Source organism: Streptomyces sp. E-08 (assembly GCF_049913095.1).
In the GTDB taxonomy this organism is placed as follows: Bacteria; Actinomycetota; Actinomycetes; order Streptomycetales; family Streptomycetaceae; genus Streptomyces.
The window spans coordinates 4530320-4545000 of the sequence record NZ_CP183971.1; the positions used below are offsets into that span (position 1 = coordinate 4530320).

Annotated in this window: 9 protein-coding genes (1 of these 9 cut by a window edge); 6 read left to right on the plus strand and 3 right to left on the minus strand. The window is 74.9% G+C overall.

All coding sequences use genetic code 11. The features are described from left to right. The first annotated feature begins 140 nt into the window (after positions 1-140). From ACN9MM_RS20845 to ACN9MM_RS20855, 3 genes are all read left to right on the plus strand, one after another. Positions 141-2426 carry an asparagine synthase-related protein gene (locus tag ACN9MM_RS20845; protein WP_426368788.1) on the plus strand — a complete coding sequence of 762 codons (2286 nt, stop codon included), beginning with the start codon at positions 141-143 and terminating at the stop codon, positions 2424-2426. Positions 2427-2548: 122 nt separating this feature from the next. Next, the gene (locus tag ACN9MM_RS20850) at positions 2549-3139 is read left to right on the plus strand and encodes a Uma2 family endonuclease (protein WP_426368789.1); all 591 of its coding nucleotides are present in this window, start codon (positions 2549-2551) and stop codon (positions 3137-3139) included. A 58-nt stretch (positions 3140-3197) separates the two neighbouring features. Continuing rightward, positions 3198-6521 (plus strand): AfsR/SARP family transcriptional regulator, encoded by a 3324-nt coding sequence (locus ACN9MM_RS20855; RefSeq protein WP_426365019.1) that lies wholly within the window; start codon positions 3198-3200, stop codon positions 6519-6521. Here ACN9MM_RS20855 and ACN9MM_RS20860 read toward each other — a convergent pair. Next, positions 6508-8520, minus strand: coding sequence for a sigma-70 family RNA polymerase sigma factor (locus ACN9MM_RS20860; protein ID WP_426365020.1), 2013 nt, complete (start codon positions 8518-8520; stop codon positions 6508-6510). The genes ACN9MM_RS20855 and ACN9MM_RS20860 overlap by 14 nt on opposite strands. Positions 8521-8749: 229 nt before the next feature. Beyond that, positions 8750-9550 (minus strand): TetR/AcrR family transcriptional regulator, encoded by an 801-nt coding sequence (locus ACN9MM_RS20865; protein WP_426365021.1) that lies wholly within the window; start codon positions 9548-9550, stop codon positions 8750-8752. Positions 9551-9889: 339 nt separating this feature from the next. Between ACN9MM_RS20865 and ACN9MM_RS20870 the strand changes: the two genes are divergently transcribed. Then, positions 9890-11254, plus strand: coding sequence for an NAD(P)/FAD-dependent oxidoreductase (locus ACN9MM_RS20870; RefSeq protein WP_426365022.1), 1365 nt, complete (start codon positions 9890-9892; stop codon positions 11252-11254). A gap of 106 nt (positions 11255-11360) precedes the next feature. After that, on the plus strand, positions 11361-13007 hold the full coding sequence (locus ACN9MM_RS20875; protein WP_426365023.1) for an ATP-binding SpoIIE family protein phosphatase: 1647 nt from the start codon (positions 11361-11363) through the stop codon (positions 13005-13007). On the opposite strand, the gene ACN9MM_RS20880 is transcribed toward ACN9MM_RS20875, so the two are convergent. Further along, complete coding sequence (locus ACN9MM_RS20880) at positions 13004-14278, minus strand: MFS transporter (protein WP_426365024.1); 1275 nt, start codon at positions 14276-14278, stop codon at positions 13004-13006. The genes ACN9MM_RS20875 and ACN9MM_RS20880 overlap by 4 nt on opposite strands. Positions 14279-14432: 154 nt before the next feature. On the opposite strand from ACN9MM_RS20880, the gene ACN9MM_RS20885 reads away from it, so the two are divergent. Further along, positions 14433-14681 carry the 5' end (the start) of a MarR family winged helix-turn-helix transcriptional regulator gene (locus ACN9MM_RS20885; protein ID WP_382873806.1) on the plus strand. It continues 297 nt past the right edge of the window, so 249 of the gene's 546 nt are visible here — the first part of the coding sequence; its start codon is at positions 14433-14435; the stop codon falls past the right edge of the window.

The window sequence follows — 14681 nt, forward strand, 5'->3', positions numbered from 1 at the left end:
AATGACGCCGGTGCGTCTTCGCCCGCCAACTGGCCCATGCCAGGGGCGCATTCGGCTTTGGCGCGCGTGCGCCCGGACCCCGCCCCGTGCGCCGTTGTCGTGGCAGCATGTCCTCCACCGAAACGGATGTGGAGGCGCCGATGCGATGGCTGGTGGGCTGGAGCAGTGTCGCCGCGAGCTTCGCAACGACCACGGGAGGCCGTGCCGGGTCCGTGAACGGCGCGTACGGAGCCGGGTCGTCGTACGGCCACGACTCCCCGTACGGCAGCGGTTCGTCGTACGGCCACGACTCCCCGTACGGCAGCGGTTCGTCGTACGGCCACGACTCCCCGTACGACGAGAGCTCCCCCGGGGGCTACGACCACGGCTCCGGTCCCGGCCGTGCGGCCGAGGGGCGCACGGTGCAGCCGGTGGGCGCACAACTCCTGTGGGGCGACCCCGATCCGCTCTGGGCGGTCGGCGACTGGCGCCCCGACGAGGTGCGCGTGGTGTCCGTCGACGACCGGACCCGCCTCGCCGTGCTCGGCTGCTGCGCCGCGAGCGACGAGGAGCTGCGGATCGGCCTGCTCACCGCGCGCGGGGGCGCGTTGCGGCATCTGACCGCCTGGCCAGGGAGCTACACCGCCGTCGTCAAGGCCGGCCGCCGCGTCACCGTCACCGGTGACCTCGCGGGCGCCCGGCCGGTGTTCCACACGCCGTGGGCGGGCGGCACCGCGTACGCCACCGCCGCCCTGCCGCTCGCCGACCTCGTCGAGGCCCAGCTCGACATCGGCCACCTCGCCGCCCTGCTCGCCTGCCCCGAGACCCCGGAGGCGCTGCGCGACTCCACCCCGTACGAGGGGGTGCGCCGGGTGCCGCCCGGGCACGCGCTGATCCTGCGGGAGGGCTCGCGCGAGATCACCGGCTACGAGCAGGTGGCCTCGCTCGCCGTCGCCACGCCCGAGGCGGACCCCCGGCAGGCCGTCGAAGGGGTACGGGACGCCCTGGTCGAGGCCGTACGCGCCCGGCTCACCGCGCCCCGGCACGCGCCCGAGGCGCCGCTCCCCGACCCGGGTCCGGTCCCCGGCATGGGACCGGCCGACCGGCGGGCGGCCCGGGGCGCGGGCCCGGCCCCCGGCATCGGCGCCGACCTGTCGGGCGGCAGCGCGTCCGGCACGCTGGCCCTGCTCGCGGCGGGGCTCCCGGGGGTGCCCGGCACGATCACGGGGCACGGCACGGGCGCGGGGGAGCGGCTGCTCGCCGTCACGTTCAACGACCTGGCGACGCGCGCCGGTTCGCGCCGTACGGCGGAGCTGGAGCGGGCCCGCGCGATCGCCGCCGACCCGCGGCTGCACCACGTGGTCGTCGCGGGCGGCGAGGAGGCGCTCCCGTACGCGGCGCTCGACGGGCCGCTGACCGACGAGCCGGGGCCCGCGCTCGTCACGGCCGAGCGGCACCGGCGCCGGCTCGCCGGCGGCAGCGCCGACCACTTCACCGGCATGGGCGCGAAGCAGGTCCTGGACGCGCACCCGGCGCGCCTCGCCGACCTCCTGATGGACCGCAGGCGCCGCTCGCTGGTGCGTCCCGTGACGGCGCTCGCCAAGGCCTCGGGGCCGTCGGCGGGGTCGCTCCTGGTGCCGCTGACCGTCTACCGGGCGGCGCGGAAACTGGCCCGGACCCCGTACCGGACGGGTCTGGAGGCGGCGGCCCGGCGGGTCCTGGAGGCGAACCGCGCGGCCACGGACGGCTTCGGCCCCCTGGAGGCCTCGCTCTCCGCGCTCGCGTGGTCCCGGCCGGGGCCCGCGGCGCGCTGGCTGACCGGGGAGGCGCTGGCTGAAGTATCGGTTCGCCTGAACCGGGCGGCGACGCTCCCGGCGTCCGTCCAGCGCCCCGGCGAGGCACGCGCGCGTGCGGCGCTCGCCCGCGCGGCGGCCGACCACCGGGTCCTGGAGCAGGCGGCGGAGATCCGCGGCCAGCGCCTCCACGCCCCCTTCCTGGACAACCAGGTCGTACGGGCCTGCCGTGAGCTCCCCGAATCGCTGCGGGTCCAGCCGGACGCCCGGGCCGGCGTCCTGCGCACGGTCCTCTCCGGCGCGGGCGTCCGCGAGCTCCCCGCCGGCTGGGGCGCACCCCACCCGGCCGTCCCGGCCGCCGCCACGCGCGCGGGGCTGCGCGCCGCGCTCCCGCAGCTCCTCGCCCTGTTCGACGCGCCGCTCCTCGCGGACGCGGGCCTGATCGACGCCCGCGTGGTCCGCGACGCCCTCCGCGCGGCGACCGACGGGGCCCCCGTCCCCCTCGACGGCCTCGCCGACCTCGTCTCCACCGAACTCTGGCTCCGCCGCCTCCTGGCCCGCCGCGGCTCCTGCTGGACGAACACGACGGAACCCCGAGCCCACCGCGCGGTCCAGGGCCCGTTGGTCCCGGCGTCCCGCTCACTGCCGGCGTGAGGCGGGGACGGTCGGGTGAAACGTTGCAGCACGCTCGTTCGAGTGAACGCGATCCAGACCCCGCCGCGCTGCTCGTCCTAAGCTGAGAGCGTCGCGCCGAGCGAAGGAGGTCCAGCATGGCGATGCCCCTGCCGGTTCCGGAACACGTGTTCTCCGAGGGCATGCCCGACCGCGAGGGTGCGAGTGTCCAGGAGGCCTTCGAGCTGTTCAGTGCGCTGGCCCCCAAGGGCTGGCGCGTGGAGCTGATCGAAGGGGAGATCTGCGTGGTGCCTCCGGCCAATGGCGAGCACGAGGAGATCGTTTCGGAGCTGAACGGTCAGGTCCGGGACCACGACAAGAGAGTCGGGCGCTACACGGGCATCGGCCTCAGCCTGCCCGGCACGACCGACGAGATGAGGGTCATCCCCGACCTGGTGATCGCTCCCAAGGGCAGCTTCGACGACCAGCAGGAGTGGCACGCCCCGGACGCCGTTCATCTCGTCGCCGAGGTGACCTCCTCCTCCACGGCGAGCCGCGACCGCGTCCAGAAGATCCGGGCCTACGCCCGGGCCGGCATCCCCCTCTACCTGCTCATCGACCGCGAGGCCGGTGAGGCGGTCGTCTGCTCAGGTCCGTCCGGCGACGACTACGCCCACAAGTCCAGCCACAAGCTGGGGACAGTCGTCCCGCTTCCCCACCCCCTCGGGTTCGACCTGGACACCGGCGCCTTCTGAGGGACGCACCGGGGTAAACCCCGAGGCGCGGGCACCGGGCTGCCGACACAATGGGTCGGTGCGGTATCTCATCCTCGGCACCACCGAGGCCCTTCGCCCCGACGGCACCCCCCTTCCCCTGGGCGGCGCCCGGCTGCGCGCGCTGCTCGCCGCACTCGCGCTGCGCGGCGGACGGGCCGTCTCCGTCGGCGAGCTCGCCGACGACGTGTACGGGGACGACCCGCCGCAGGACGCCCCCGCCGCGCTCCAGGCCCTGGTCGGACGCCTCCGCAGGATCCTCGGCAGGGAGGCCGTCGCCTCCACCCCCGGCCCCGGCTACCGTCTCGCCGCCGGTCCCGACGACATCGACCTGTACGTCTTCCAGCGCCGGGTCAGGGACGGTGCCGCCCGCCTCGACGCCGGCGACCCCGACACCGCCGCCGCTCTCCTCCGCGAGGCCCTCGGCCTCTTCCGCGGCCCCGCCCTCGCCGACCTGCCCGAACCGGTGGGCGTCCGGCCCGAGGCGCAGCGCGTCGCCGCGCTCCGGCAGCGCGTCGAGGCCGATCTGCGCCGGGGCGCCACCGACGGACTCGTACCGGAGCTGACCGAGCTCACCACCACGTACCCGTACGACGAGGCCTTCCGCGCCCATCTCATCCGCGCCCTGCGGGCCGAGGGCCGCCACGCCGACGCCCTCACCGCGTACGAGTCGGCCCGCCGCACCCTCGCGGACGGCCTCGGCGCCGACCCGGGCCCCGAGCTCACCACCCTCCACCGCGAACTCCTCACCGGCGCCACTCCGGCCACGGCCACCCCGGCCCCGCGCCCGGCCCAGGCCCCCGACTCGGCCCCCGGCAAGGACCCGGTGACCGTCCCGGACCCGCCCGCCGCCCACGAGCGGCCCGGCCCGGCCGGCCCCGACGGTCCGGCCGCCCCCGACGCCGGCAACATCCGCCCCCGCCTCACCTCCTTCGTCGGCCGCGAGCCCGAGCTCGCCGCGCTCCGGGCCGACCTCACCCGCTCCCGGCTCGTCACGCTCACCGGGCCCGGCGGCTCCGGCAAGACGCGGCTCGCCGAGGAGGCCGCACTCCGGGCCGCGGGGCCCGCCGCCTGGATCGCCGAACTCGCCCCGCTCGACGACCCCGCCGCCCTCCCCGGCGCCGTCCTCTCCGCCCTCCGCCTCCGCGAGATCAACCTGATCACCCGTGACGGCGTACCCCTCCAGGACGACCCCACCGCCCACCTCGTCGAGCACCTGGCCCGCCGCCCGCTGCTCCTGGTCCTCGACAACTGCGAGCACGTCATCGACGCGGCCGCCGCCCTCGCCGAGACCCTCCTCACCCACTGCCCGCAGCTCCGCATCCTCGCCACCAGCCGTGAACCCCTCGGCGTCCCGGGCGAGTCCGTCCGCCCCGTCGAGCCCCTCCCGCCGGACCCCGCCCACCGCCTCTTCGCCGAGCGGGCCCGCACCGTGCGCCCCTCCTTCGACCTCGCCCGCGACGGTGGCGAGGCCGTCGACGAGATCTGCCGCCGCCTCGACGGCCTGCCGCTCGCCATCGAGCTGGCCGCCGCCCGGCTGCGCCTGCTCACCCCGCGCCAGATAGCCGACCGCCTCGACGACCGGTTCCTCCTCCTCACCTCCGGCTCGCGGACCGTGCTGCCCCGCCAGCAGACCCTCCGCGCGGTCGTCGACTGGTCCTGGGACCTCCTCGACCCGGCCGAGCGCACCCTGCTCCGTCAGGTGTCGGTCTTCGCCGGCGGCTGGGACCTGGCCGCCGCCGAGGCCCTCTCCCCGTACGCCGCCGACGCCCTGGGCGCCCTCGTCGACAAGTCCCTCGTCGTCGCCACCCCCACCGAGGGCGGCGAGATGCGCTACCGCCTCCTGGAGACCATCCACGAGTACGCGACCGAGCGCGCCGCCGAGGACCCGGAGCTGCTCGCCGCGGCCGAGGCCACCCACACCGCCCACTTCACGGCGCTCGCCGAGACGGCCGAGCCCCGGCTCCGCTCGGCGGAGCAGCTGCCCTGGATCGACCGTCTCGAACGCGACCTCGACAACATCCGCGCCGCCCTCCACCGCACCCTCGTCACCGACCCCGACGAGGCCGCCGCCCTCCGGCTCGTCTTCGCCATGGGCTGGTTCTGGTGGCTGCGCAACTACCGTCCCGAGGGCCTGGCCTGGGTCGGCCGCGCGCTCGACCTCGGCGAGGACCCGGCCGATCCCGCCGACCCGCGCCACTGGCCCCGCATGCACCTGCGCATGCTGTACTTCTTCCTCGCGGTCGAGAGCCAGACGCTGGGCGACTTCCAGGAGCCGGAGACGGTCGCGCTCGTACGGCGCGTGCGCGACGCGTTCGGGAAGGAGCCCGGCCCCGAGGCGGCCCGCTTCCCGGGCCTGCTCTGGCCCTTCACCGCGTACCTCACCGAGGACCCGGCCACGGTCCGCGGCCTCCTCGACAGCGCCGTCGACAACTGCCGCCGCCACGGCGGCGACTGGGAGGTCGGCGTCAGCCTCATGTTCCGTACGCACATGGTGGTCGACATGCCCGGCGGCATGCCCGGCGTCGACGACGCCCTCGCCGAGCTCCGTGTCATTGCCCGGCGCGTCGGCGACCGCTGGATGGCCGCCCAGATCGCGAGCGCGGCGGGAGAGGCGTACACGATGCGCGGCCGGCACGCGGACGCGGGCGAGGCGTACGAGGAGGCCCTCGGCCTCGCCCGCGAGGTCGGCGCCCACGCCGAGGCCCCCTTCCTCCTCGCCCGTCTGGCCGAACTGTCCTACCGGACCGGCGACCTGGAGACCGCCGAGCGGACCCTGGAGGAGGCCGCACGGGAGGCCGACCGCTATCACGTGAGGGACAGCCAGACGTACGTCTGCTTCCTCCGCGCCGCCTTCGCCCTCCACCGCCGCGACATCGCGGAGGCTCGCGCCCAGCTGGAGGAGGCGGGCCGGACCGTCGCGCTCGGCACCCCGCCCCCGCACTTCGAGGCCGCGGTGATCGGAATCGCCGCCCGCGTCGAGGCGTACGAGGGAAAGGGGCCGGCCGCCGTCGCCACGGCCGTCACCGCACTCCGCACCGCGCGGGACGCCCAGTGCGCGGACTTCGTCACCATCGGACTGGGGGAGGGGCTCGCCCTCACCCTGGCCGAGGCGGGCGAGGCGGATCTCGCCGTACGGGTCATGGCCGCCGTCGACCACTGGCGCCGGGACACACCGCGTTCGGTGCCCGAGCTCCGGGACCTGGAGGCCCTGGAGGCGCGGGCGCACGCCGACCTCGACGCGGCTGCCCTGGCGGCGGCCCGCGCGGCCGGCACGGGACTCGGCCTCGACGGGGTCATCGACCTCGTCGAACCCTTCGCCGCCGCCCCGCCGGAGGACGGGCGGGCCGTCAGGAGCAGCTGATCCGGGACTCCGCCCAGTCGGCGACCGCGGCCCGGCCGAACGGCGTGTGCTCCTCGACCACGAGCCGGATCGTGGAGCGGCCCGCGAGGTCGACGTGCACCGGGACGGGCGGGTCGCCCGCCCGGACGACGTCGGAACGCCAGAGCCGTTCCCCGTCCCCGTAGACGGAGAAGCGGACGCCGCCGACGCCGAGCCAGGCGCTCAGGTCGTCGATGCCGACGACCGCGTCGTAGCTCGTGCACTGCCGGTTGAGGTCGATGAGCAGCGAGGACGGCGCGTGGACGCTCACCCCGTACGCGTACGGGGTGCCGCCGATGGACAGGGTGTCCCGCTGCCACATCCAGCTGCTGTCCGAGAGGGACACCTCGGGCTTGGTGCTGTCGCCGAAGATCCCGTAGTCCAGTTCGTTGACCTGGTAGACGGACGGCGGCGCGGGCGGCGGGGTCGTCGGCTTCGGCGCGGGCTTCTCGGGCGGCGGCGTCGGCTTCGGGGTGGGCTCGGGCGTCGGTTTCGGGGTGGGCTTCGGGGACGGCGGCGGCGTCGGCTTCGGCGTGGGCTTCGGGGTCGCCTCGGGGGTGGGCGTCGGCGTCGGCGACGGGGTGGGAGACGGCGGCTCGGAGGTGACGGGCGGGGCCGGCGGCGCGGGCTTCGGGGACGGCTTCGCCGGGGGCGCGGCCTCCGGCACGATCGGGGTGACGACCGGCTGCGTGGGCCTGGGCGCGGCCACCGGCTGCGGGTCCCCGGCCATCGCCCAGACGAGCCCGGCGGCCGCGGCGACCGCCATGGCCGCCGCGATGCCGGCCTTCGCGGGCGCGCCGAGTCCCTCGGCGGCGGCACCGCCCGAGGCCGCTCCCCCGGAGGAGGACCCGGTGGCGGCGGCGGCCGCGCCCGCACCGGCCGCGGCGGCGGTGCCGCCGGCGACCACTCCGGCCGCCTTGAGCGCGTACCCGGCGGCGAACCAGCCGATGACGGCGACCGGCAGCAGCGCGGGAATCCCGGCGTTCACATGGGCCAGTTCACCGGCGGCGAGCCGGCACTTCGCGCACTCGTCCAGGTGCTTGCGCAGGCCGCGCTCGGCCCGCATCCGCAGCCCGCCGCGGGCGTAGGCGCCGAGCCGGTCCGCGTAGCGGGCACAGTCGCCGCCCGCGGTCAGGGACTGGCTGACGTGCGCCTGGAGGTAGGCCTGCTTGAGGCCCTCGCGGGCCCGGCTGGCGAGCACGGCCGTGGCGTTGGCGGTCAGTCCGAAGAGCGGGGCGACCTCGCTCGGGGACTCCTCCTCGACGGTCGTGTGCCACAGCACGGCCTGCCAGCGCTCGGGCAGCGAGCGGAAGGCCTGCATGGCGAGGGACTGCTCGGCCTCGTGCATGGCGCGGACGTCCGCGCCGAGGTCCGTCGTGTCGTGGTCGGGGACCTCGGAGGAGCGCGCGGCGTCCGCGGCGAACACCGCGAAGTCCTCGACGAGGTGCTCCCGCTTCTGGGTCCTGGCCCAGTGCGCCGCGACCCGGCGGACGGTGGTCATGAGGTAGGCGCGCACGGCCTGCTCGGGGCCCGCGCCGCCGCGGACCGCCTGGAGGGTGCGGGCGAACACCTCGGCGGTGAGGTCGTCGGCGGTGTGCGCGTCCCGGCAGCAGGTCCGGGCGTAGCGGCGGACGGCGTCGGAGTGGCGGCGGAACAGCTCCTCGTACGCGGAGCCGTCGCCGTCCCGCATGAGCTGGACGAGCTCGGCGTCGGAGGGCGGCAGGTCGAGCGGCGGCGGGAGTACGGTGTCGGGCTCGTCGGGCTCGTCGGGACCGGCGCCCGTCGCGGCGGCGGCCGGTGCCGCGCTCTTGCCCTCGCGCTGCTGCGGCACGCTCGGATCGAGCGGATCGAGCGGATCGGCGGGTGCGGACGAAGCTCCGGGGAGACCACCCGGCCCGCCCTGGCTCGGAACCTGCCGGGAGGAAGGGTCCCCTGTCTCCGCGCCGCCGCCCAGCGGATCGTCCCGACTGTCACCGCTCATCGCGGAAGCCCCCGTAAGCACGCTCAGACCCGAATATCGGCCAAGCCTGCCACAGAGCGCGGGCATGCCGAAGCGCCGCGTCCACTTACCACTCGTCCGGGGCGACTTCGTGTATCCGGGCGTAACCGCTCACACGTTCGTGTCAGGATCGTTGGTCCGCCCGGACCACTCGCCCGGACCACTCGCCCGGACCACGAAGAACGCCGTCCGTGAAAATCCTGGAAGGGTCCTACCGGGAGCGCAGGCCCTCGAGCAGGATGTCCAGGAGCCGGGCCGAGGCCGCCGCCTGCTGCACCGCGTCCGGCAGCGCCGGGGCGGCGGTGGCGATGACGAGGAGGACGTCCGCCACGGTCACGTCCGTCCGCAGCTCACCCGCCTCACGCGCCCGGTCGACCAGCCGCCCGACGACCTCCAGGAGCTCGGCGGCCCCCGCGTCGTCCCGCTCGTCGGCGGGCACGGCACGCGGAGCGACCACGCGCGCGTCGGACTGCTCGGCGACACCGCGCTGGTACGGCACCCGGGCCGCCTCGTCCGCGTCGTGCCCGACGAGCGGCACCCCGGACTCGTCCACGCCCACCCGCAGCACCTGCGGCGGCAGGAGACGGCCCGCACCCGAGGCCACCGAGGTCCGCAGGAACCGGGAGAGCGCCGACCACGGCTCCTCCTCCTGGCCCAGCGCGGCCCGCGCCTGCTCGGTCAGCCGGGAGGTCTCCTCCTCGGCTATCCGCCGCACCAGCACGTCCTTGCTGGGGAAGCGGCGGTAGACGGTGCCGACCCCGACCCGGGCCCGGCGCGCCACGTCCTCCATCGGAGCCCCGTAGCCCAGCTCGCCGAACACCTCGCGCGCGGCCCGCAGCACGTGCTCCAGATTGCGCTGGGCGTCCACCCGCAGCGGCGCGGACCTGGCGCCCGCCACCGGCGCACCGTGGCGCGGCTCGGCCGTGCCCGGGGCATGCCCGTCGACGGTCGCCGTCCCGGCGCCCGACTGCCAGCGTGAATCCTGAATCTGCATAAGCGTTCCCCCGCTCATGATGTCTCCCCCCGGAGACTCCCCGCCCTGACACGGGGCCTCCGACGGACGAGCGCTTCGGTCCACGCGCGCGCCCAGATCCGACACCCCGACGAAGTACGAACATAGTTGAGTCGGGGTCAATTCAGAAGGGGGAGTTCCGTACGGTGCGCCCCCCGATCGGAGCAAGGCCCGGAAGACTCCCGATTCCGACCCCTCTCCACACCCGCCCCACCCGGTGTGACCTGCGCCGTTTCCCCCGTACGCCGCTCGCGCGCCACCCCGCGCCTCCGTACCCCTCCGGTCACACAATTTGCCGGGCCTGTGGACAAACCACGGTCGGGGGTGCGTCATGGGACAGTGACCGAACCTGCGCGCATTCTCGTGGTCGGCGGTGGATACGTCGGCATGTACACCGCGCTGCGCCTTCAGCGGCAGCTCGGGGCGGAGCTCAGAGCCGGCACCGCCGAGATCGTGGTGGTCACCCCCGAGCCGTACATGACGTACCAGCCGTTCCTGCCGGAGGCCGCGGCCGGCTCCATCTCGCCGCGCCACGTCGTCGTCCCGCTCCGCAGGGTCCTCGACCGCTGCCGCGTCGTCGTCGGCGAGGTCGAGTCCGTCGACCACGCCAAGCGCACCGCGACCGTCTCCACCCTCGCCACCGCGGAGGAGGGCACCGGCGCCGTCGACATGACGTACGACGAGCTGGTCCTCGCGCCCGGATCGGTCTCCCGCACCCTCCCGGTCCCCGGCCTCGCCGACCACGGCATCGGCTTCAAGACCGTCGAGGAGGCCATCGGCCTGCGCAACCACGTCATCGAGCAGATGGACATCGCCTCCTCCACCCGCGATCCCGCGATCCGCGACGCCGCCCTCACCTTCGTCTTCGTCGGCGGCGGCTACGCGGGCGTGGAGGCCCTCGCCGAGCTGGAGGACATGGCCCGCTACACCGCGCGGTACTACCACAACATCAAGCCCGAGGACCTGCGCTGGGTCCTCGTCGAGGCCTCCGGCCGGATCCTCCCCGAGGTGGGCGAGGACATGGGCCGGTACGCCGTCCGCGAGCTCCGCGGCCGGAACGTCGACGTGCGCCTGGAGACCCGGCTGGAGTCCTGCGAGGACCGGGTGGCGGTCCTCAGCGACGGCACCCGCCTGCCCACCCGCACCGTCGTCTGGACCGCCGGCGTGAAACCCGCGCCCCTCCTCGCCGCCACGGACCTCCCGCTGAACGAACGCGGCAGGCTCCGCTGCACCGCCCACCTCGCCGTCGAGGGCGCCCCGCACGCCTGGGCGGCCGGCGACGCCGCCGCCGTCCCCGACGTCACCGCGGACGAGCCCGGCAGGGAGTGCGCGCCCAACGCCCAGCACGCCGTCCGCCAGGCCAGGGTCCTCGCCGAGAACGTCGCGGCCTCCCTGCGCGGGCAGCCGCTCAAGGAGTACGCGCACGCGTACGTGGGCTCCGTCGCCTCCCTCGGCCTCCACAAGGGAGTCGCCCACGTCTACGGACGCAAGCTCAAGGGATATCCGGCCTGGTTCATGCACCGCGCCTACCACCTCAGCCGCGTCCCGACCTTCAACCGCAAGGCCCGGGTCCTCGCCGAATGGACCTTGTCCGGGCTGTTCAAACGGGAGATCGTCTCTCTCGGCTCCCTGGAACATCCCAGGGCCGAATTCGAACTCGCCGCCGCACCACCCCCCGGCGACGGCGACAAGCCGCAGTCCTGACATCACTGTCAGTGCACTCGTCCACACTGGACGTGTGACCATAGGTGGGCTCACACCTGCACAGCGTGACTCTGCACGGCACCGACACCACGAGGCATACAGATCCGTGAACTTCACCCGTTGGAGCGCCCGGCTTCCCGGCACGCAGCGCCGCGCGGCGCGGGGGACCGAGGGCTCCGTGCCCGCCGCCCGCGGTGAGTACGGTCCGCAGCCGGAGCGGCTCGACGACGAGGCCGAGGCCGCCGACGTCCCCGCCCTGGAGGACTTCTCCGTACGGGAGCTGCTCGGCCGCCTCCCCGGCCTCATCGCCCTCGTGTACGGCCCGGAGCACCGCATCGCGTACGTGAACGACGCGTACGCCGCCGCCTTCGGCCCCCGCCGCGCCGGCGCCACCGTCGCCGACACCTGCCCGGAGGCCGAGGAGCTCGGCCTGCTGCCCCTCATGGACCAGGTGCTCCGCAGCGGCAAGCCCCGCACGGTGAAGTCCCGCCGGACCCGCGACGGCGGCTCGTACACGGTCACCTGCCTGCCCGTCGACAGCCCCCGCCTCGGCGGCGGCGGCGTCCTCGTCCACGCCGCCGACGTCACCGACCACGCCGACGCCGCCGAGCGGCTCCGGGCCAGCGAGCGCAGGCACCGCGAGACCGCGGTCACCCTCCAGCGCTCCCTGCTCCCGCAGGAGCTGGAGCAGCCCGACGACCTGCGGATCGCCGCCACCTACCAGCCCGGCGTCGCGGACGCGGCCGTCGGCGGCGACTGGTACGACGTGATCACCCTCGGGGCGGGCCGCACCGCGCTCGTCATCGGCGACGTGATGGGCCGCGGTGTGCGCGCCGCCGCCGTCATGGGCCAGCTCCGCACCGCCGTCCGGGCCTACGCGCGCCTGGACCTGCCCCCGCACGAGGTCCTCCAGCTGCTCGACGGCCTCGCCGCCGAGATCGACGCCAGCCAGATCGCCACCTGTGTGTACGCGATCCACGACCCCAGCGAGGGCAAGCTGGTGTACGCCTCCGCCGGCCACCTCCCGATCCTCGTACGGGACGAGGACGGCAGCGTCCGCCGCGCCGAGGACCCGACGGGCCCGCCGCTCGGGACCGGCGGCTGGCTGCACGCCTCGGGCTCGATCGCCCTGCCGCCCGGCTCCACCGCCGTCCTCTACACCGACGGCCTGGTCGAGCGACGCCGCGAGGACATCGACGAGGGCGTCGCCGCCCTGGCCCGCGCCCTCTCCGGCGCCGTCGGCACCCCGCAGGTGGTCTGCGACCGGCTCCTGCGCGCCCTCGGCGTCACCGCAGAGCACGACGACGACGTCGCCGTCCTGGTCGTCCAGCACCCCTCCCGCAGGGGCGCGGACGCCGAGCTCTTCCACAACGCCGCCCTGGAACTCCTCGGTGGGGTCGAGGCCGCCCCCCGCGCGCGTGCCTTCGCCTCCGGGGTCCTCTCGTCCTGGCGCTTCCCGGTCGAACTGCGCGACCTGGGCGTCCTCGCCACCAGCGAGCTCGTGGCGAACTCGCTCCAGCACGGCACCCCGCCCATGCGCCTGCGGCTCCGCCGTACGGACCGGCGCCTGATCATCGAGGTGACGGACGGCGACGACCACCTGCCGCGCCGCCGCAGGGCGGAAACGGAGGACGAGGCGGGTCGCGGTATCTCGATCATCGCGACGATCGCCTCGTCCTGGGGGAGCCGCCGCACACCGGGCGGCGGCAAAGCGGTCTGGTGTGAGTTCGCCCTGCCGGACCGATCCGACTAGGCGGCCGCGGTCTCGCTCTCCCGCATCGGCTCGTGCCGGGCGACCACCTTCGACGCCTTGAGGGCCGGCGAAGGCTGGTTCTGCTCCGGGGTCAGCTGCCTTCCGAGCCGGACGGCCAGGAACGTGATGCCGAGCGAGAACAGCACGAAGGTCACGATGTACGGACCGTGCAGCGCGGCCCCCATGGGCCCGCCCACGGCCGGACCGACGGCCAGCGCCAGCTGCTTCACCAGGGCGAAGGCCGAGTTGTACTGCCCGACCATCGACTCCGGCGCCAGATCGGCCACCAGCGGGGCGACGGTCGGCGACAGCATCGCCTCACCGAGCCCGAAGAGGGCGTACGTGGAGACGAAGGCCGCCGTCGCCATGGCCTGGCTGCCGTGCCCGAGGCCCGCGTACCCGGCGATGAGCCACGCCACGGTCCAGATCAGACCCACGGCCGCGATCACCCGGGTCCGCCGGCGGCGCTCGACGAACCGCAGCACCAGGAACTGGGCGACCACGATCACCGCCGTGTTCGCGGCGAGGGCGATCCCGAGCGTCGACGGCTGGATGCCGGCGGCCTCCGTGCCGTACGCGGCGAGACCCGACTCGAACTGCCCGTAGCAGGCGAAGAAGAGGACGAAGCCGAGGACGCACAGCTGCACCATCGCCTTGTGCCCGAGCAGCGCGCGGACGCCGCCGCCCTTGCCGCCCTCGGACGGACGGGCGCCCTGCAGCGCCGGCGAGCCCGGCATCCGGACGGTCCCGACCACCGCCGCGAGCACGAGGAACATCGCCGCCTCGATCGAGAACAGCAGGATGAAGCTGCCCGGCCGGGTCGTGTCGACCAGCAGACCGCCGATCAGACCACCGACACCGAGGCCGAGGTTCTGCAGGAAGAACTGCATGGCGAAGGCCCGCGTACGACCGGCGGGCTCCGAGCACCAGACGATCATCGTGGCCAGCGCGGGCTGGAGCACGGCCGTACCGGCACCGAGCAGCGCCGCGGCCCCCACGGCCGCCGGCACGCTGGACGCGAAGCCCATCGCCACCGCACCCACCGCGGCGACGACCGAGGCCACCAGAAGCACTGGCACGGGCCCGCGCCGGTCGATGGCCCGCCCGCTGAAGGGCAGCACCACCAGTGCGGCCATGGCGAAGACGGCCAGCACGATGCCCGCCGTCGCAGCGCCCAGATCCCGCACCTGCGCCACGTACACATAGAGGTACGGGACGGTGAAGCCGAGTCCGAACGCGCTCAGCGCACTGCCTGCCTGGATACGGCGCATCGCTGCGCCCCTCGCCTTGGTCACACTCACCCACTTCGGTCGCGGGTTCAGAGGTGTACGTCTGAACCCTGAAGACTTCAACGCTAAAGTTAACGTCTTAACAGTACACACCGAAGGACTTCAACGCCAACGAGGGTCGTGGGATACTCGCCGCATGTCCGACACCGCTCCCCAGGAGCCGAGCCTCGACGAGCAGATCGCCGCGTATCAGCGCGAGTACCGCGACCTCGACCCGCAGGTGGAGAAGGTCGTGTCCGCCCTCGGCCGGCTGAACCGCCGGATGAACGTGGCGTACGGCCGCCAGCTCTCCGACCTCGGCATCAGCAACGCGGAGTGGGAGGTCCTGAAGACCCTCGTCCTCGCCGGCGCCCCCTATCGCCTCGGCCCCGGAGAGCTGGCCAAG